This is a genomic window from Pseudotabrizicola sp. 4114 (assembly GCF_031457365.1).
Taxonomy (GTDB): Bacteria; Pseudomonadota; Alphaproteobacteria; order Rhodobacterales; family Rhodobacteraceae; genus Pseudotabrizicola.
Window position 1 is genome coordinate 26,533 of the sequence record NZ_JAVDWP010000016.1, and the last position, 17,788, is coordinate 44,320.

A 17,788-nucleotide genomic window follows, 5' to 3' on the forward strand; every position below is an offset into this window, starting at 1 on the left:
CGGGAGCAATCAGTAGTTCACCTGCTCGAAACCGTAATTGCCCTCGTGATCGCGCCATTCGACAAAGACGGCGCGTTGGTTGAGGCGCGGACAACTGGCTGAATCGTAGGCGTGCGATCCTCTCCAGCCCTGTAAGCCGTCAAATGCGGTCGGTACCGCTCCGACATCGGATCGTTGCCAGATGAAGTCGCCTTGCACGCCATAGCTGCCAAGCTGAACGCTCTGCGCCTGATGGCAGACGTCATTGTTTCCACCCCGCCAGTATTGGGTTGCCCGCTCGATGTGGAACACCCGGATCGAGCGGACGAAATCGAAGGCCGGGTCGGAAATGTCGACATCGGCCTGAGCATCGACAAGGATCGGCGAGGCCGGGACTACCGGCAGCGACAGTGCTGCCGGAGGCAAATCAGCTCGGAATACGATGTCGTAAAGGCGCTCAGTCGGCCGTTGCTCGCCGCGTAAACCCACCCGCATCGGACAATTCCAGATCTGTAGCGGCGGCTCGATCGGCCAGGGCGTGATGCGGCGGATGAAGACCGCGTGGGAATGACCGCATTCTGCAGACACGGGCCAGCCACCGGCAAGGCACAGAAGGATGGCGCAGTCCACCGGGTAGGCTGCTGCAGGAGTGGTGGTCGCGGTTGAGAGTCCAAGACCAAGGAACAGGGCAGGGAGGAGAGGTTTCACGGGAGGTCCCTTTCGGCTGGGGGGATGTTGAGGAAGGCTGAATAGGCCTTGGTGGCCGAGTGGGCTTCAGACAAAGCGCGGCTGCGCTCGGCGTCGAGACAGGCGATATGCTCGCTCAGATCTGCGAAATATGCCTCGAACTCGGCCGCTATCTCCGCGCGGTACTCGGTGAGCACCGCCGCTGGCAGCTCGGTGACCGGCACTTCTGGCGACGGACAGCGAATCACCTCTGGTTGTGCGAAGGATGCGGAACTCACCGCGACCCCAACGCAGATTGCGGGCAGAAGCCGGGCTTGCCGACGCAGTGGGTTCACCTTGCGCGACCAGGAAGCAGCGCTTGGTGGCGGATGATAACTCAATGTTTCTTGGGATTTTCTCAACTTTGCGGCCTCACATTCCGGTGCCATTGTTCCGACCAGGGGAGCCTCTGACCGCTGGCCTCGGCTGAACATCCGATCCCTCAACCGTTAGCGATTTCGGCACTCTTTGTCGTGTTTGTCATTTTTGTGTTGAATGTGCTATACTTTTTGATAGGCATCGTCTCAACAAAGAATCTGCGATACACCGTTCCCAGTTGATGATCCGAGGGGACCCCATGAATACCAAACGGCGTGCATTGCCTGTCTTGCTGGAACGCGATTTCCGCAAGCTTGCCGCAACTCCAGGAGCGACTGTTGAGATCGAGTGTGTTTCTGAGCCCAACCCCGAAAGCCGCTTCACGGGGGAATGGCTGTTTTACGTTGTCAGCCCAGCCGGCGAGCGCTTCCTGCTGGTTACGGCCTTGGCGCGGGAACGCATCGTCAACTCGCCGATCGGCATGTTCGGGCTCGCCTTCGGCAAGCTCAACCTCGACCATCTCGACGTGCCTGCTGTCGCTGGCGCTGTATGCACTGGCATGCGGAGTCGTCCGGGCGGAAGTGATCCGCTGGAATGAGCCTGCAGGGCAGGGGGGTGGAGTTCGGCTTGCGTCTCTCGACGCATCCGTCCTGCGCTATGATCGGCAGGGGCAACTGATTGTCCCCGTTCGCCCCGAACAGGTTGACGAAGAGAGCCGGGAGAGGGCGGGGGCTGAGGCTGCTGCCGATACGTCTTTCAGCACCAAAGCTGTTGCAGCCCCACCGGAGGTCCTGCCTCTCATCCGGCTGATTGCCACCCGGTATCAGGACCACCCGGCTTTGACGCGGCTGGAGCTTTCGCCCGCTGAGTGGGCGGCCTTCTTCCAGGCGATGATCAAGGTCGAAAGCAATTACACCCAAGGGGCTATCAGTCATGCTGGTGCCATTGGCCTCGCGCAACTGATGCCTGGCACAGCTGATTACCTCAACGTGGATCCTGCGGACCCCATTGAGAACCTCGACGGCGGTGCACGCTATCTTCTGGAACAGATGGCGACCTTTGGCAGCCTCGAGCTTGCCCTTGCCGCCTACAACGCCGGGCCTGAAGCGGTACGCAGGTACGATGGAGTGCCACCCTACGCCGAGACCAAATCCCACATCGTGAAGGTGTTGGCGGTCTATGACCGCATCCTCACCGAGCTCTGAACCAGGAAGGACATCTCCAATCATGCGGAACGAACACGTGGCTCTTCTGGGCCTGACCCTTTGCACACTATTGCTGGCCCAATCCGAGCCCGCAATGGCGCAGGTGGTCTTCACCAAGGCGGAGACGGTTGCGACCGGCATCCTCGCCTCTTTCCGGGGCACACTGGCAACCGCCTTCTTCGGCATCGCCTTCGTGGTGACCGGCTTCCTCGCGGCCTTCAACCGGATCAGCTGGGCCTGGGTGGCGCTGGTCGTGGTCGGGGCCTTCCTGGTCTTTGCCGGTCCCGCCATCGTCGCCAACCTGCGCTCGTCCTTCAGCTGAGGCAGGGTACGAGTCATGGAGAAAAGCGCGGTCATCCTCGGGCTCTCGCGGCAAGCCAGGTTTCTCGGCCTCCCGATGCCTTATGCCATGGCACTGGGGGCGATGACCGTGATGCCCTTCATCCTCTTCAAACCGGTCTGGTGGTTCCTGACCGCCCCGATCTGGTACGGGCTTGCGCGCCTGGCAACCAAGCTGAACCCGAACGGGCATCATGTCTTTGCGGTGATGATGCGGGTGACGCCGATGGCCATCCTTCGGAAAGGGCGGCGTCATGTTTCTTGAGAGGGAAGGTCTGCGGGGCAGGGCACGGGCGCTGATCCCGGCTGACCCGAAGATCTATACGCATCTGCCTTATGTCATCGACCTTGATGACGAGGTGGTGCGCACCCGTGACAACGGGTTGATGATCTCGCTCGAAGTGACCGGCATCGACGGGATCACATCCGGATCTTCGGCGATCACGGCCTTGCGGGCCGGGTTCGCGCATCTTCTCGACACGCTGGATGAGCGCTTCACCTTCTATCTGCACCGGATGATGCGCCCGGCCCAAGCCCAACTGAATCCGATCCACGGTCAAAGCTTTGCCGCCGATATCGACCGGGCCTGGACCGCCGAGCTTCAGCGCCGCAATCTGCAGGAATCCGTGCTGATCCTGACGGTCGTCCGGCGGCAGGGTGCTCCGTTGGCGGTGCCGCTCTTTGGCAAAGCGGCGGCCAAGGTCTGGGGCAAGGACACAGATAGACGGTTGGAAGAACTACATGAAGTGATCTCGATCCTCGAGACCGGACTCGGCGTCAGATCCCACCGCCTCAGGATCAGCGATGGCAGCCTGATCGGGTTCTACGCCTCGCTCCTGACCGGAGAACTTCGTGCCAAATCGCGCAGTCCGTTTGGCATCATCGCTGAGGATGCCAGCGATGCCGCCATCCACTTTGGCAAAAGCCAGTTCACGGTGGAGGAGGGGGCAGACACGCCCCGCGTCGGCGCTGTCCTCTACGTCAAATCCTACGCCACCTCGACCTGGCCCGGAATGCTGGATGCGCTTGGGGCGAGCCGCGACACCATCATCACCCACAGCTACACGCCCATCGAGCGCGGCAGCATCACCGAGCGCGTGAAACGTCGGGTCGCCCAAATGCGGGCCTCCGAGGACATCGCCGCCACGATCGAAGCCCAGCTCTTTGAGGCCGCCGACAAATCCGAAAGCGGGGAGCTCGGGTTCGGCGTCCATCAGATGACCATCACCGTCTTTGCCGATGATCAGGCTGCACTCGATACCGAGGTCGCCCGCATCCGCGGCATCGCCCACCAAAACGGCATGCGGCTGGTCCGCGAAGTCACAGCGCTTGAAGCCGCCTTTTTTGCCATGCATCCCGGCAACATGGATTACCGGGCGCGGGACATGACGGTCTCGTCCTTGAATTTCGCCGATATGGCGGCGCTTCATGCCGCCGATATTGGCACAGAGGCTGCACGCCTCCCATGGCAAACGCCGCTAACGCTATTCCAGACGCTGCAGGGCTCGCTACACCGGTTCAGCTTCCATGAGCCGGGTGACCCGAACGCCGAGCCCACCAATGGTCATACCCTGGTCCTGGGCAAGTCCGGCGGCGGCAAGACCACCACCGTCGCCTTCCTCGCAGCGCAAGCCCAAAGGGCAGGGGGTCGGACGATCATCTTCGACAAGGAGACGGGCCTCAAAATGGCCGTCCGCGCCCTTGGCGGCCGCTACGCGGAAATCCGGGCTGGACGTCCAACAGGGCTGAACCCGCTTGCGACGGAATCCGGGGAACGCGGTGAAGCGTGGTTCTTGGATTGGCTCGTGGCACTTCTGGAATCCCGCAGCGGGCCGATGACGCCGTTGCAATCCGAGGCCCTGAAATCCGCCATTTCCCAGAATGGCAAAGCCCGGGAAGGGTTGCGGAATTTCCAGAGCTTTCAGGAACTCTTCGGAGATGTCGGCGATGGTCTCGATCTGGCGCAGCGCTTACGCGAATGGGCGCCGGACGGCCGCTACGGTTGGGTATTCGGCGAGGCCGAGGATCCAGTGGTGGATTTCACCAGCCATGATGTGACGGCCGTGGACCTCACCGAAATCCTCGACCTTGGCACCGAGCGCACCGCGATCCTCGGCTACCTCTTCCGCCGTATTGAGATGCTGATCGAAGAAAAGCGCCCGACGCTGATCCTGATCGACGAGGCCTGGAAAGTGCTCGATGACGAGTATTTCGCGAAGAAACTCGCCGAATGGCTGGTCACCGCGCGCAAAAAGAACGTCGTTGTGGTGATGATGACGCAGTTCCCGAGCCAGATACGCGGATCCAAAGCCCGTTCGATCCTCGAGGCGCTGCCAAACCAGCTGCTATTTCCGAACGGCGAAGCGGCAAGTGCCGACTATGACGGGTGCCGGCTGACCGACGGCGAGTTGGACTTCGTCCTGAGCCCGATCCCGGGTCAGCGCATGGTGCTGTCACGCACCCCGCGCAGCTCAACGGTTCTGAATGTCGATCTCAAAGCCTTGGGGCCGCTTCTGACAGCGCTCGGCGGTGGTCAGGCCGGGCTGAACGCATTCGGAGCCGACTATGCCGCGCGGCCCAAATTCTGGAAAGAGTGATTATATAATGAAATCAATTTATTACATAACGCTTATTATAGGACTCGGCACCATGACCCTCTCCGGCTGCGCGGGAGTGCCCATTGCCAAGACCAATTGCTGGGCCAGTGCCGGTTCCACTTTGACCACTTCCACCATGGGCGCAAGCTCGGATGCGGGGCTTGTCTCTCGCGGCAACACCTCGAGCCTCCATGTCATCCCCTGCCGGTAAATCCCAACAATTTGTCGGAGCCCTTGCTCTGGCAATGGCGGTGCTGCCCTTCATGGCGGCGGCGCAAGGCGTGCCTATTGCTGATGGCAAGTCGATCATCCAGCACAGCCTCGAGCTTGCGCAGATGTCCTATCTGACCGGCGCGCGCGAACTTGAGGCGGAAAAGAAGCGCCGTATCGACGAGTTGCATCAGGACCAGCTCGGCGCGCTCGACGCCACGCTGGCGATGATGACGGGCAAGACCCCGTGGATCGGCGATCTGGAGGTCCTGCCCGGGGCTGAGGCGGAAGTCCTTTATGCCGTCGAGGACAACAACCCCTATGCCGCTCGCCTCTTCGGCGATGCCAGGACCAGCATCGAAGAGATGATCGTTGCCACCGCCCAGAAGTATGCCGGGCACCCCGGGCTGGCCCGCGCCGGGCTGAACCCGGTCGAGTTCCGCATCTGGTTTCAGAGCCTGGTGAAGCAGGAATCCGGGTTTTCCATCGGAGCGCGCAGCCCGGTTGGTGCCTTTGGCCTGACGCAGGTCATGCCGGACACCGCCGAGGACCTTGGCATCTACCCAGACTACTATGATGACCCGATGCTGCAGCTCGACGGAGGCGCGCGGTACTTCCTGATACAGCTGAACAAGTTCGGCTCAGTGCCACTGGCACTTGCGGCCTATAACGCCGGTCCCGGCAATGTCACCAAATACGGTGGCATACCGCCCTTTAAGGAGACGCAGGATTACGTCGTCCGCATCACCGGGTTCTTCAACGCCTATGCCGGCAAGATCACCGGCGTGGCTCAGGTCGGCACCTTTGACCCGCGCGACATGGCGATTGCCGAGGCCAGCAACACCTCCGACGCGGGGCTGCACTACGGCATGCATGCGAGTGTCGAGATCGAGGCAGCCTTGCTGCGCCTTCGCGCTATCATCGAGCGCATCCCGACGACCAAATCCACCAAGGAGGCGCTGGATCTCAACTGCTACGCCCGCGCGGAAGCGGTGCGGATCGGGCTCATGGTCGAGCGGGTCAAGGCGGCGCGGGTCAAAGTGGATCAGGCGCGCTATGCCCTCTGGCTGCAGGCCTATGCCGTCGACGCAACATTCATCAAGGTAAAGGCAGGTTCCGAATGATCGCCCCACATCTCCGGGGCCTGCGCCCCCTTCTCGTCTCAGCCGCGCTTGTCATGCCGCTCTCGGCTGAGGCCCAAGGTGTGCCGACCATCGATCTGACCAGCATTGCCAAGATCGGGCAGGTTCTGACCGAGGCCAAGTTACAGGTGAAAGAGATGATTGCCTCCAACCTGAAGCTGGATGAGCAGATCCTGAAGCAGATTGAACAGATCGCCACGCTGAAGGCGCAGCTCGATGCCTTGAAGAACGGCCTGACACTTCAGGCCCTCGGATTACCGGACCCGGATACGTTCTTCGACGACATTCTGCCTGATGTGGCGGATCTGACCGGCGGGTTGATTGCCGCAAAGGGTGGCAGCTATTCGTTAATGACCACCTCCGGCAAGGTCGGGAGCAAGCCTGCGGGGCAATACGTCTCCGAATTCTTCGGCTCGGCGGGCCTTGATGTCGCAACTGTCGACAGCCTTGCGAAAAGCGATAATGCTGGCGCCGCCCGGATCGGCACGCAGGCCAACACGGCCGCATTCTTGTCGGCTGCGGCTGAAACCTCTTCGGTCAAAGCCTCAGAAAGTCTCGGACGCGTGCATGAGCTGGTCCAGAAGATTCCCGATACCGAGGGTCTGAAAGAAGCCATAGACCTCAACACCCGTGTGACGGCGGAATTGTCGATCGCACTTGCCAATATCTGGACCATGGAATCCGCCCAGCTGATGGGCATGGGCGAGGCCGGCGTCATGGACGCCGCCACCGCCGCTGAAGAGCAGAAGTTCATCAAAGTACGGGGAAGAGAATGACGATGCAGAATAGGATGATGATGCGGGTAGTTGGCTCGATGTTGACGACAGCGCTTCTGTTTTCCGGTGTGGCATTGGCCGAACCCCCCATTCCAACAGACCTCACGCAAGAAGAGGCCTTTCTCAGCGTCTTGCCAAAAGTTGAGGTCCCGGACGACGTCAAAGCGATCCCGGGCGCGGTGAATGAAGAATTCCGGAACTGTGAAGCCTTCTGGCCCGCAGGCTACGCATTGGCTCGGTCTGGCCCCGAAGCGCGGGCGCTGCGCGACATTTACGGCCTGGTCCGCGTGCGAAACGTGATTGAAACGCGGGACTGCACATGCGCAGGCAAAGTCGCAAATTGGGAGGACGTTGATATCGTTGCTGCAGCTCTTCGTGATCAGCACGAAGGAAAAAGACTCGGCTGGCAGCAGACAAAAGGCATTGCTGAGGAAGCTGCCAAGCTGACGACTGTCGCAGAGACCATGTGCGGTGGCAGCTTCTGATGGACAGTGTCTCGGCCATCTTGTCGACGTTGGACGCGGCAATCACCTCAGCGGGACGTGAGTTTTTCGAGGCGACGGCGGCTGCAATAGGGCCGATCTACACCAGCTTTCTTAGCCTCCTTCTTGTCATGGTCGGAATTAACGCCGCATTGAACGTTTACCGGATTGCCATGCGCGATGCTGTTCAACTTGCCTTTCGCATCGTCATGGTACTGATGTTTGGCCTGACATGGTCAAACTTCGTCCAGATCTATGAAGCTGCCAGTAACGGCCTCAGCGACCTTGCACTTGAGTACTTTCGATTGGGCGGTGACGGAATGGCAACTTCCGCTACCGCAGCAATGGACACAATGGCGAACATGATGGCCGAAAACGTCGACTCGGTGTCATCCGCGGTGTCGTCGATCATGCGAGGCTTTGTGGCAGCCGTCCTCTATGTAGTACTTGGCCTGTTGATGGCCGTCTATGTCTTCATCGTCGGTTTTGCGAAACTGATGATTGCTTTCCTGTTGGGTGTCGCACCGATCGTCATTGGCGCCACCATCTTTGAGAAGACAAAAGGTCTGTTTGAGGCCTGGCTCTCGGCGATGATCGGCTACATGATGTACCCTGTGGCCTCTGCCGGCATCATCGTAGCAGTCGTCACCGTCGCCCATGATGTCTTCCGCGGGACGAAAGACGTCACCGATCTCGGCTCGATCCTCGGCTTTTTCGTCATAGTTTTTGTTGGCATCTTTGCCCTGATGGCGATCCCGAATGCCGTGACGCACATCACCGGCCAGATCAGCCTCGCGAGCATTGCGCCGCAAGCGCTGCGGGTTGCGGGCAAGCCCTTAGAGAAAAGCACCGAGGTCGCGGCGCGGCGGATGAATGAATTTCGTTCGGGCTTCATGCACGGAAAGACAACTCATCACCATTTGCGCGATGAGGCGAGGTCTGACGCTGAACGTGGCCATGCCGCAAGGCAGCGTCTGAGTCAATTCATACGCGACACCTGACGCACGCTCAGCACTTCGCAGTTTTCCCCATTTCCGGAGCAAGACGATGACAGGCTCACACCCTGAATTGAGAAGTTTTCTCGAAGCCGAGATGTTCTACGGCGTCAAAAAGCGCGAGCGGATCGCCTATGCCGTGGCCGGTGGCGGGCTGGCCATCGGCCTGATGGGCATGATCGCCGTCGTCAGCCTCCTGCCCCTGAAACAGACCGAGGCCTTCCTCGCCATCGTCGACAAGGACACGGGCGTAGCTGAACGGGTGGTCGCGGTGGAAAAGGCAGGGATCGAACAGGCCGAGGCGATCCGGCAAAGCCTGCTCTTTGCCTATGTCACCGACCGCGAAACCTATGACCAGTACGACAATGAAAAACGCATCCTGCGTGCCTATACCTGGTCCGAAGGCAATGCCCGCCAGGGGCTGGTGAGCCTCTGGACGGAAGGCCATGCCAACTTTCCCCCGAAGCTCTACGGCCAGAACTCCAAGGTGATTATAGATGTCCTGTCGATCACACCGGTGACCGACACCACCGCCCAGGTGCGCTTTACCAAGACCTGGGTGTCGGATGGAGAGGGCGTGCCTGACCGCGTCGGCAAGTTCACCGCCACCGTCACCTATCGGTTTGAGCCATCAAAGCAGACTGCGCTTGATCTCGTCTGGCAGAACCCGACCGGGTTTCTGGTGACGGACTACCGTATCACCGCAGAAACCCTTGCCTCACAGGAGGGCTGACATGAATACCCGCATTGCTCTTGCTGCCCTTGGGATGCTGACCCTGACTGCCCTGCCCGCTTTGTCCGAGACCGCACCCCGGCCCGGCAGCCATGATGCCCGTGTGACCTACGCCACCTGGCAGGAGGGGCAGGTCTACCGGATCAACACCCGGCTCCGGAATGTAACCCTTGTAGAACTCGGCACCGGTGAGCAGATCCAGTCCATCGCGATAGGCGATCTCGAAAGCTTCAAGATCGACAAGTTGGAGCGGGCAAACCTTTTCATCATCAAGCCCGTGGTCGCCGGTGCTACGACCAACCTGACTGTGGAAACGCAGCGCAACATCTATTTTCTGCAGGTGGCCGAAGGCGAACGCGGCACCCCGAACTATTCGGTGAAGTTCACTGTGCCGGGCAGCACACGTGCGGCAGTTACAGGCGCGGGTACTGATATCCCAGCCTCCTTGCCGATGTCCTACAGGATCATGAAGAAGGGCAAGACCCTGCCCACCTTCGCTCCGGTCTCAATCTCGGATGACGGGCGGAAGACCACCTTTGTGATCCCGCCGGACGCGCCGATGCCGACGATCTTCCGGGCTGATGCCAAGGGTCAGGAGTATTCGGCCAACTCCTCCGTACGAGGAACCACCATCACTGTCAGCACCCGGTCTGAGCGTTGGGTGCTGCGCTATGGCGAGGAGTACGTCTGCGTCACGGCCGAGCCGGGAGTCAGCCGATGAACGACGCGTCCCAGGCCGAGAAACTCACTGCCCGCATGGAGCGGATGAAACCCTCGGAGGCCCCGAAGCGCCGTCGGGGTATAAACCCTTACGTGCTCTCCGCCGTTACGGCCGCCGCCGGTGCCGGCGTCGGTGCCTGGCTGGTCATCGCCGCTCCCGATGCCCCTGCCCCGGCACCCGCCATCGATACGGCTTCCGTCAGCGATTTTCAGCATGGTGGCGCAGGCACCGATGGGTTCAGCCTCACACGGCCAAAGCCGCAGATCGCACCAGCCGTACCCGACACCTCCGAGGCCGAACGGCTGCAGGCCGAAATCGAAGCGCTGAATGCCCAGATCGCCGATCTGAAGGCCAATCCGGTGACGGTCACCGACGCCGCGGAGCTGGACACTTTAAGGGCACAGGTTGCTGCACTCGATGCCGACGCAAAGGCCCGAGAGGCAGCTCGGTCCGATCTCGAGCGGGAAAACATCAGGCTGCAGACCGAGCTCGAGACCAAGGCGCTGATGTTTGGCGACAGCGAGGCCGAAGCTGCCCGCGCACGCGAGGCGGAACTGGCCCGACGCAGGCAAGAGGCCGAGATGCTGAAGCAGGCGCAAATCCACTCCGACATGGTGGCCTTGCGCTCAAGCACCGACATGAGCGGCACAGGCGCGATCGGTACATCAGGTACAGGCACCCCTGCCCCAGATGCGCGCGGCCGGGCCGCAAGCGGCGACGACGCGTTCCGCAGGGCCGGGGCCAAAGCAGCAGAGGTCCGGCAGGCGGAGGTCATCGCCGATCCTGCCCATACCGTCATGCAAGGCACCCTGATCGAGGCAGCGCTTGAGACCGCGATCAGCACCGATCTGGCCGGCAATGTCTCGGCTATTGTCAGTCACGATGTCTGGTCGTTCGATATGTCCCGCGTGCTGATCCCGCGCGGCTCGCGCCTGTTCGGGCGCTACGATTCAGACGTCGATGCCGGGCAGCGGCGGGTGCTGATCGCCTGGGACCGGCTGGTGACAACCGACGGCCAGTCCGTCGCCCTTGCCGCCTATGGTACGGATCGCGTCGGGCGGTCCGGCCTGCCTGGCAAAGTCAGAAACCACTTCTTCCAGCGCTTTGGGACGGCCGCGCTGATTTCCGTGATCGGCGCCGTGCCCGCCATCGCATCGGCGCGGTATGCCGATGACGAAGTGGCTTCTGAAACCGCCGAAAACGTCAGCACTGATTTGGGCGAGGCGGTCAACACCGTGATGGCCGATTATCTCAGCATCCCGCCAACGATCAGCGTCAATCAGGGTGCGGTCGTGATGATCCGCGTCGATACCGATCTGGCGTTTTACTGATGAGCTATCTCGACACCTATCTCGGGCAGCTTGACCCTGCCCTGTCGGACCCGGCTGTCATGGAACTGGCGATAAATGCCGATGGATCGATCTGGCTCGAACGCGCGGGGCAATTCCACATGACCCCAAGTGACCTTGCCGCCCTGCCCGCCCGGTCGGTGCGCGATCTGGCGTCCCAGATTGCCAATTCAACCTCGAACACCTTCACGGAAACCGCACCCTTGGTCTCAGCCGCAGTGCGCTACCGCGATCTGATGCTGCGTTGTCAGGTGGTGGGCTCCCCTGCTGTCTCAGGCGGCACGGTGATCGGCATCCGGGTGTTTCGATCCCGGCAGGGGGATATCCGGCGAACGGCAAAATCCTTCAGCTTCCTGCGCGGACAGGAAAACTCCCTGGAAGAAGAACGGCGCGCGATGGTGGCCGAGATCCGCGCAGGTTCTGAAGGAGCGGATGTCGAGGTCTTCCTCGGCAAGCTGGTCACTGAACGGTTGAACGTGATCGTCTCAGGTGGCACGTCTACCGGCAAGACCGAGCTTGGCCGCAAGCTTCTGGAAATGATCGCTTCCGATGAGCGGATCGTCACCATCGAGGATTCCCTCGAACTTTTGCCTGGTCAGCCCAACACCGTGAGTCTCATCGCACAGCGCGACGAGGGATCACCCCGGTCAGCTGACAAACTTTTGCAGGCCACGCTGCGCCTGCGCCCCGACCGGATCATCCTGGGCGAATTGCGCGGGGCCGAGGCCGCGACATTCCTCGATGCGATCAATACCGGGCATTCCGGCTCCTTCACCACGCTGCACGCCCATTCCGCCCGCAAGGCGATGGACCGGTTGGCGCTCTTGGTGATGGCGCAGGGCACCAGACTCAGTTTCGGCGAGGTCATCCGATACCTGCAGACCTCGATCGACGTGATCCTGCAGATGGGCCGCATCGGCGATCAGCGCGGGATCATGGAGATGTATTTCCCCGGTCTCGACGACTGACGCAGTCCTGACACCCTCCCCTTCCCCACTTCCGGCCCTTTGTCTCGCAGGTACCCCATGGAAAACGACATCAACGCAGGCTTGGCGCGGCCGGGAACACAGCGCAACGATGCGGAGCGCCCGGCCTCCGAACGTCCGAAGGAATACTTCTCGGTCCGCCTGACACTATCGGGGGCCGCGCAAGAATTCGAAGGCCCGCGCCAAGCGGGCGAAGCCTTCTTCCGCGCTGATCCCGCCGAGCGACCCTCGGTGGCGCATATCGATGGCAACACCGCGCGCACCATGGCCCGGACGGAAATACACGGAGCCCATGAGACGGGCGAGACGCGGTATTTCAAATCACTGCCGGACTCGCATGCGCCGGACGCTGAGTTCCGCGCAGGGTTCCTGAACGCGATGGAGGCCTCGCTCACAGAACGTTTGGGCAAGGTTGAATGGGGCAAGGACGGCCCCGCAGTGACCGAGCGGCTTGATACGGGGCTGAGGGAAGATCTCGAGGCCTTCGCGCGGCGGGCACCTGAAAAGGCAGCGACGCTTTGGGCCGATCACAGTGATGCGGTCCCCCCCGGGCCGACATTGCGCGCAGCGGTGCAAGCCCGGGAGGACGTGGCTGATCGCGACGTCACGGCTTACAAGGATGCCATTGCCGAAAAACCACCCGTTATCGCCACCGGCGACTGGGTCACGACTGATGCAAATGTCGAGTTGCGGCCCGTGGCGGTTGCAACCGACCGGGGCATTCACACAGGCTACGAGGCAAACCTGCCGGGAGGGGAGAATGAGCTCACCGTCTCGGAGCGCACCTTCCCGAACTCCCGCGAGGCCCTGCGCCATGCCTATGACTTCTATGAAGGTGGCGAGGAAGGACTTGAGCTGTCAGTAAAGCGCGCGGTGGAGATGGACCGCGCGTTGGTGGAAGAACCCGACCGCAGCCCTGAAGGGCTTGTGCTTGAGCATCTGCCACAGCCCAAGTTCGCCCGCCCCGAGACAGCGATCTATGCGGGCGACAATGCGCTGCTTGTGCTGACCCTTGGCAAAGACAATGAAGTCACCCGCGATCTGGCCGAGCGGCTCGTCGCTGACCCGGGCTTTCGCAAGGTGGTGGCAGAGCACATCCCCGATGCTGAAAGCACGCTTGGCACCGGTCGGTTTGTCGACGGCGAGGGCTCCGGCGGCTTTCTGCCCGATGAGCTTCTGGCCGTTACCTCCTATGGCCGCGACGGTGGGGCCGAGGTTCTGGCGAAGTTTCCCGATGAAGGGCCGCTCAGTGAAGCCCTGGCAAAGCATCTGGCGCAAAGTTCGGTTCTGGCGGCCTATGCCGAGGCCGAGCGACAACGCAGCGATTTTGCCTCCGACCCGGCGCGGGCAATTTCCGTATGGGTGGCGCAATCAACTGCCCGGATCGACAGATTGCCGTCGGACCGACAGGACGACTTGCGATCGGAAATGCGAAGTATCGCCAACGAAGCTGCTGCAGCCTTTGGGCTGGATCGGGGGCAGGCGGAAATCGGAGCGCCGCCCCGTTCGACACTCTACAGCACCGCGATCAGTGCAAACACGTTGATGATTGCCGGGGCCGAGAAAGACCTCGACGAGAGCAGTGCAAAAATGCTGAGCGCTACCTTGAGCCTGCACGCGCACTTCGCCGGGATCGACTTCAAAAAGCTTGAGACGCGTCTCGAAACTGGGGCCGCCGACGCCCGCGAAGAAGAGGCGTGGGTCAAATCCGATATTGCCGATGTTGCCAAGCGGCATGGTTTTGATCTTGGCAGCGCGCAGGGGCGGAGCTCAGCGCCCGAACGGGTGGATCGTTTCTACGAGCGCGCCGCCGAACTGATTCAGTCCGCCCGCAGCAACGAACTGACCCGCGGCCCTGACCCTCTGGTCGAGGCATTGGGCTCTCTGGCGCGGGTCCATGCCAGCCAAGGCTCTGTGGCCTTCCGAAATGAAAATCAGGCGAGGGATTTCGCGGAAGAGATGAAGGAGCGCTACGGGGCTTCAGTTCTCAAGGATATCGCCGCAGGCCGAACCGAGGCATTGGCCAAGGACGTGCCCGACCCCACCGCTCGGGCGGCCGTGGCGATGGCCGTCGTCTCGGCAGCCAAGGAACATCCTTCACTTGGCCGCAGCACGCATGAAGCGGAGGCGGCGGAACGCAGAATGGTGGCGCAAGCGGCGTCGCGACCACCTGAGCACGCTCGGGCGCATGCCCATGACCGCAACCGCGACCGGGAGTTCTGATCATGCAACGCATAGCCTTTCTGCTGCCGCTTGGGCTCACGGCAGGTTTGCTCGTCGGCGTGATCGCCGGTGGCCTTGTCCTCAACCTGATCCTCGGCCGCGATCCGAACGCGACTGGCATCTTTGTCCTGATCACCGAGTTTCCCGGCTTTGCCCGGCTGACCTCGGTGCCTTGGGTCTTGCCCTGGCAGATCGTGGGCGGATCAACCATGCTATTCACAATTGCGGCCGTCGCTCTGACCTTCCGCCAGCAGCTGACAGAATATGGTCAGGCCAGGTTCCAGGCGAAGGCGGAGATGAAAGCGAACGGCCTGCTCCAGCCTCTGGGTGCCGGGATGGTCTTCGGCAAGTTGGGCGCTCCTTCAAAGACCGCACCATATGTCAGCGCCACCTTCCAGAAATTCCCGCATTGCCTTGTTGTGGCTCCCACCCGCGCCGGTAAGGGCGTGGGCTATGTCATCCCGAACACGCTCCTCTTCAACGGCAGCATCGTCGTTCTCGACGTGAAGGGCGAAATATTCGAGGCCACCTCCCGGCACCGACAGGCCGAGGGTGATGCGGTCTATCGCTTCTCGCCGTTCGATTTTGAACATCCGACCCATCGCTACAACCCGCTTGAGCGCGTCGCCCGCATTGAAAATCTCGAACAGCGCTACACCGAACTGGCCAAGATCTCCGACTATTTCTTGACGGTTTCCGACAAAGGAACAGCTGGCGACTTCCTGACCGAGGGGCGCGAACTCTTCGTCGCGGCAGGCCTGCTTGCGATTGAAAGGTGCAAGCCCACCATCGGAGAAATCAGCCGCATCCTCTTTGGACGGGGCGCGACCCAGGAGGTTTACGGCGAGCATGCCAAGGAGGTGAAACACCCCAACGCCGCCCAGACCTTCCGCAAGTTCGCAGGTTATTCGGACAGGACGTTGTCGTCCCACGCCTCGGTCTTGGGCGGCGCGGGTATGACGCTCTGGAACAACCCGGCGGTGGACAGGGCGACCTCCGGCAACGACTTCTCCTTCACGGATCTCCGCAAGCGGCCAATGTCGATCTATGTCGTGGTCAACGCCGATGACATCCGCACCCTGTCACCCCTGGTGCGGCTCTTCTTCGGCGAATTGATCGCCACCATGCGATCCACCCTCCCCGACCCGCAATCCGAGCCCTGGCCGGTCATGGTCATGCTCGATGAGTTCGACCAGTTGGGACCGATGCCCATCGTCGAACAGGCCCTGAAGCAGCTGGCTGGCCATGGCGCACGGGTGTCGATCATCACCCAGTCGATCCCCGGCCTCGACAATATCTATGGCGAGAACGTCCGCCTGTCGCTCGAGTCCGCCGCCGGCATGAAGCTCTATCTCGCCGCCAACGACAAGAAGACAGCGGGGGAGATCTCGGATGCCCTGGGCAAGACGACCAAGCTATCGGTCTCCGACAGCGTGTCACGGGATCGGGACTTCATGCAGCGGCGGTCGGTCAGTCGGCGCATGGAAGAGCGGCCGCTGCTGACGCCCGATGAAGTGCGGCGGTTGAACCCGGACCAAGCGATCCTGATCCCGGAACGGCAGAACCCTCTCTTGGTGGATCGAATTGTGTATTTCCAGGATCCAACCTTCAAGATGCTGTTCGACGCCCAGAAGGGTGCCCTGCCCTATCCGCCCAAAGAAGCTGCGGACGTGCAGGTCCTGACCCAACGGATGGAGGCGCTGGAGCGAAAGCTGGCCGACCGGGTGGTGGTGGATTATGTGCGGCCGGAGAAGGCAAAGGCTGAAGCGCCGGTTGAACCAGAGCCGAAGCTGGCGGCGGATATCGTGGCGCAACAGGACATTTTGCAGGAGGCAGAGCAGACAGGTGCCGATATCGCAGAGCCCGTCACAGTGGGACCGCTCGAAGCCGTCGCCGAGTCCGAGGTTAGTCTGGATGCCTTGAAGCCGCCGATCACGATCGCGGTCTCTAAGATGAGCAAGTTTTCTCAGAAACTCGTAGGTTTGGAGCTTTGACGACATCCGGAAGAGGTAGCGGCCCATTGCCGCCACTTTCGGCGTCGTCTCTCCGCATTGCGGCTTTACCCAGACCCGCCACACCTTCTTGCCGCAGCGAACACGACCGGGCAATGTCTCTGATGCGGGACATTGCTGCCGTTGCGCGACTTCGAATGGGTGACTATCGTTTGAGAAGTAAGCATGGGAAGATTTCGTGAAGTTCACCATAGTTTCGTGCAGCCTCTCTGAGGAAAGTCGAAGCCGAACGATTGCGCGGCGAGCCGAACAGATGCTTGCCGACGCGGGTAATGCGGTTAGCTTTGTGGATTTGAGACAGGAGCCGTTGCCTCAGTTTGACAACGGATCATCATTCAAGAACCCGATTTTTTCTAAAATTCACAGTCTGATCGACGAATGCGATGGTGTGGTTTTGGCCTCTCCCATTTATAACTGGGGCCTGAGCAGCGCGGTTAAAAACTTGATTGAGCTAACCGGTGCGACGGGAGAGGATGGCAGGCAGGCCGCCTGGTTCGACAAGGTTGTGACCTTCCTATGTAGTGGCGGGCTCCCCCACTCCTATATGGCATATGGTCCCCTTGCACTCTCGCTCATGCTTGATTTCAAGTGTGTCATCAACCCTTACACTGTATATGCAACAGATCGCGATTTTACCGAAATGGGGCATATGGGCGACCGGATTTTATCCCGTTTGGGAAAAACAATGACAGTCCATATCGAACTTTGCGGCTCATTACAGCAGAGAACCTACCGCTCCACTTGGGAGGTTTAGGGCCTTCGTCGGAATACTGTGTGTGAAGAGATTCGGGTTGTCCGCAGTGGGCTCGAATCGTCGTTCCGCAACGCGGCGATTCCACTGCGATCGCCGGTCGCCACACGAACGACATGTGCGGCCCGTAGCAGACGGTCAGGCCTTAATCATGCCGCCTCGCGGCATTCTTGGAAGCAGCCGCTCATGCGGGGTGCAGCGAAAGCCGAGCCGGCATATTAACGAAGCCGGTCAGTGCCGTCAT

General features: G+C 61.1%; 18 protein-coding genes. 16 read left to right on the forward strand and 2 right to left on the reverse strand.

The genetic code is table 11. The features are described from left to right. Nucleotides 1-9 precede the first annotated feature (9 nt). Both J2X53_RS20305 and J2X53_RS20310 read right to left on the reverse strand, forming a co-directional pair. Entirely contained in the window at nucleotides 10-687 is a 678-nt protein-coding gene (locus J2X53_RS20305; protein WP_349039321.1) for a hypothetical protein, read from the reverse strand. After that, nucleotides 684-1,094, reverse strand: coding sequence for a hypothetical protein (locus J2X53_RS20310; protein ID WP_349039322.1), 411 nt, complete (start codon nucleotides 1,092-1,094; stop codon nucleotides 684-686). The genes J2X53_RS20305 and J2X53_RS20310 overlap by 4 nt, the downstream gene beginning before the upstream one ends. A gap of 188 nt (nucleotides 1,095-1,282) precedes the next feature. On the opposite strand from J2X53_RS20310, the gene J2X53_RS20315 reads away from it, so the two are divergent. From J2X53_RS20315 to J2X53_RS20390, 16 genes are all read left to right on the forward strand, one after another. Then, entirely contained in the window at nucleotides 1,283-1,621 is a 339-nt protein-coding gene (locus J2X53_RS20315; protein WP_349039323.1) for a hypothetical protein, read from the forward strand. Further along, on the forward strand, nucleotides 1,605-2,228 hold the full coding sequence (locus J2X53_RS20320) for a lytic transglycosylase domain-containing protein (RefSeq protein ID WP_349039324.1): 624 nt from the start codon (nucleotides 1,605-1,607) through the stop codon (nucleotides 2,226-2,228). The genes J2X53_RS20315 and J2X53_RS20320 overlap by 17 nt, the downstream gene beginning before the upstream one ends. 22 nt (nucleotides 2,229-2,250) lie before the next feature. Then, on the forward strand, nucleotides 2,251-2,550 hold the full coding sequence (locus tag J2X53_RS20325; RefSeq protein ID WP_349039325.1) for a TrbC/VirB2 family protein: 300 nt from the start codon (nucleotides 2,251-2,253) through the stop codon (nucleotides 2,548-2,550). 15 nt (nucleotides 2,551-2,565) lie between these two features. After that, on the forward strand, nucleotides 2,566-2,832 hold the full coding sequence (locus J2X53_RS20330) for a VirB3 family type IV secretion system protein (RefSeq protein ID WP_349039326.1): 267 nt from the start codon (nucleotides 2,566-2,568) through the stop codon (nucleotides 2,830-2,832). After that, nucleotides 2,822-5,164: a type IV secretion system protein B4 gene (locus J2X53_RS20335; RefSeq protein ID WP_349039327.1), complete on the forward strand. Its 2,343-nt coding sequence runs from the start codon at nucleotides 2,822-2,824 to the stop codon at nucleotides 5,162-5,164. The genes J2X53_RS20330 and J2X53_RS20335 overlap by 11 nt, the downstream gene beginning before the upstream one ends. A gap of 191 nt (nucleotides 5,165-5,355) precedes the next feature. Further along, nucleotides 5,356-6,498, forward strand: coding sequence for a transglycosylase SLT domain-containing protein (locus J2X53_RS20340; protein ID WP_349039328.1), 1,143 nt, complete (start codon nucleotides 5,356-5,358; stop codon nucleotides 6,496-6,498). Further along, nucleotides 6,495-7,292, forward strand: coding sequence for a type IV secretion system protein (locus tag J2X53_RS20345; RefSeq protein WP_349039329.1), 798 nt, complete (start codon nucleotides 6,495-6,497; stop codon nucleotides 7,290-7,292). The genes J2X53_RS20340 and J2X53_RS20345 overlap by 4 nt, the downstream gene beginning before the upstream one ends. Beyond that, complete coding sequence (locus tag J2X53_RS20350; protein WP_349039330.1) at nucleotides 7,289-7,777, forward strand: hypothetical protein; 489 nt, start codon at nucleotides 7,289-7,291, stop codon at nucleotides 7,775-7,777. Before J2X53_RS20345 ends, J2X53_RS20350 begins: the two co-directional genes overlap by 4 nt. Further along, nucleotides 7,777-8,775, forward strand: coding sequence for a type IV secretion system protein (locus tag J2X53_RS20355; protein ID WP_349039331.1), 999 nt, complete (start codon nucleotides 7,777-7,779; stop codon nucleotides 8,773-8,775). Before J2X53_RS20350 ends, J2X53_RS20355 begins: the two co-directional genes overlap by 1 nt. Nucleotides 8,776-8,821: 46 nt before the next feature. Beyond that, nucleotides 8,822-9,502 (forward strand): type IV secretion system protein, encoded by a 681-nt coding sequence (locus tag J2X53_RS20360; protein ID WP_349039332.1) that lies wholly within the window; start codon nucleotides 8,822-8,824, stop codon nucleotides 9,500-9,502. Nucleotide 9,503: 1 nt separating this feature from the next. Continuing rightward, complete coding sequence (locus J2X53_RS20365) at nucleotides 9,504-10,223, forward strand: TrbG/VirB9 family P-type conjugative transfer protein (protein ID WP_349039333.1); 720 nt, start codon at nucleotides 9,504-9,506, stop codon at nucleotides 10,221-10,223. Then, entirely contained in the window at nucleotides 10,220-11,554 is a 1,335-nt protein-coding gene (locus J2X53_RS20370; protein ID WP_349039334.1) for a TrbI/VirB10 family protein, read from the forward strand. Before J2X53_RS20365 ends, J2X53_RS20370 begins: the two co-directional genes overlap by 4 nt. Next, a complete protein-coding gene (locus J2X53_RS20375; protein WP_349039335.1) occupies nucleotides 11,554-12,540 on the forward strand; it encodes an ATPase, T2SS/T4P/T4SS family in 987 nt (328 codons plus the stop codon). The genes J2X53_RS20370 and J2X53_RS20375 overlap by 1 nt, the downstream gene beginning before the upstream one ends. A 57-nt stretch (nucleotides 12,541-12,597) precedes the next feature. Beyond that, nucleotides 12,598-14,781, forward strand: a complete 2,184-nt coding sequence (locus J2X53_RS20380) for a hypothetical protein (RefSeq protein ID WP_349039336.1) — start codon at nucleotides 12,598-12,600, stop codon at nucleotides 14,779-14,781. 2 nt (nucleotides 14,782-14,783) lie between these two features. Then, nucleotides 14,784-16,775: a type IV secretory system conjugative DNA transfer family protein gene (locus tag J2X53_RS20385; protein WP_349039337.1), complete on the forward strand. Its 1,992-nt coding sequence runs from the start codon at nucleotides 14,784-14,786 to the stop codon at nucleotides 16,773-16,775. 196 nt (nucleotides 16,776-16,971) lie between these two features. Continuing rightward, nucleotides 16,972-17,547 (forward strand): NADPH-dependent FMN reductase, encoded by a 576-nt coding sequence (locus J2X53_RS20390; protein ID WP_349039338.1) that lies wholly within the window; start codon nucleotides 16,972-16,974, stop codon nucleotides 17,545-17,547. Nucleotides 17,548-17,788 lie beyond the last annotated feature (241 nt).

What these genes read in the sequence shown, in the direction of transcription:
- J2X53_RS20310 (WP_349039322.1), bottom strand. Translation starts at nt 1,094, where the DNA reads ATGGCACCGGAATGTGAGGCCGCAAAGTTGAGAAAATCCCAAGAAACA.
- J2X53_RS20315 (WP_349039323.1), top strand. Translation starts at nt 1,283, where the DNA reads ATGAATACCAAACGGCGTGCATTGCCTGTCTTGCTGGAACGCGATTTC.
- J2X53_RS20325 (WP_349039325.1), top strand. Translation starts at nt 2,251, where the DNA reads ATGCGGAACGAACACGTGGCTCTTCTGGGCCTGACCCTTTGCACACTA.
- J2X53_RS20330 (WP_349039326.1), top strand. Translation starts at nt 2,566, where the DNA reads ATGGAGAAAAGCGCGGTCATCCTCGGGCTCTCGCGGCAAGCCAGGTTT.
- J2X53_RS20335 (WP_349039327.1), top strand. Translation starts at nt 2,822, where the DNA reads ATGTTTCTTGAGAGGGAAGGTCTGCGGGGCAGGGCACGGGCGCTGATC.
- J2X53_RS20340 (WP_349039328.1), top strand. Translation starts at nt 5,356, where the DNA reads ATGTCATCCCCTGCCGGTAAATCCCAACAATTTGTCGGAGCCCTTGCT.
- J2X53_RS20345 (WP_349039329.1), top strand. Translation starts at nt 6,495, where the DNA reads ATGATCGCCCCACATCTCCGGGGCCTGCGCCCCCTTCTCGTCTCAGCC.
- J2X53_RS20350 (WP_349039330.1), top strand. Translation starts at nt 7,289, where the DNA reads ATGACGATGCAGAATAGGATGATGATGCGGGTAGTTGGCTCGATGTTG.
- J2X53_RS20355 (WP_349039331.1), top strand. Translation starts at nt 7,777, where the DNA reads ATGGACAGTGTCTCGGCCATCTTGTCGACGTTGGACGCGGCAATCACC.
- J2X53_RS20360 (WP_349039332.1), top strand. Translation starts at nt 8,822, where the DNA reads ATGACAGGCTCACACCCTGAATTGAGAAGTTTTCTCGAAGCCGAGATG.
- J2X53_RS20365 (WP_349039333.1), top strand. Translation starts at nt 9,504, where the DNA reads ATGAATACCCGCATTGCTCTTGCTGCCCTTGGGATGCTGACCCTGACT.
- J2X53_RS20370 (WP_349039334.1), top strand. Translation starts at nt 10,220, where the DNA reads ATGAACGACGCGTCCCAGGCCGAGAAACTCACTGCCCGCATGGAGCGG.
- J2X53_RS20375 (WP_349039335.1), top strand. Translation starts at nt 11,554, where the DNA reads ATGAGCTATCTCGACACCTATCTCGGGCAGCTTGACCCTGCCCTGTCG.
- J2X53_RS20380 (WP_349039336.1), top strand. Translation starts at nt 12,598, where the DNA reads ATGGAAAACGACATCAACGCAGGCTTGGCGCGGCCGGGAACACAGCGC.
- J2X53_RS20385 (WP_349039337.1), top strand. Translation starts at nt 14,784, where the DNA reads ATGCAACGCATAGCCTTTCTGCTGCCGCTTGGGCTCACGGCAGGTTTG.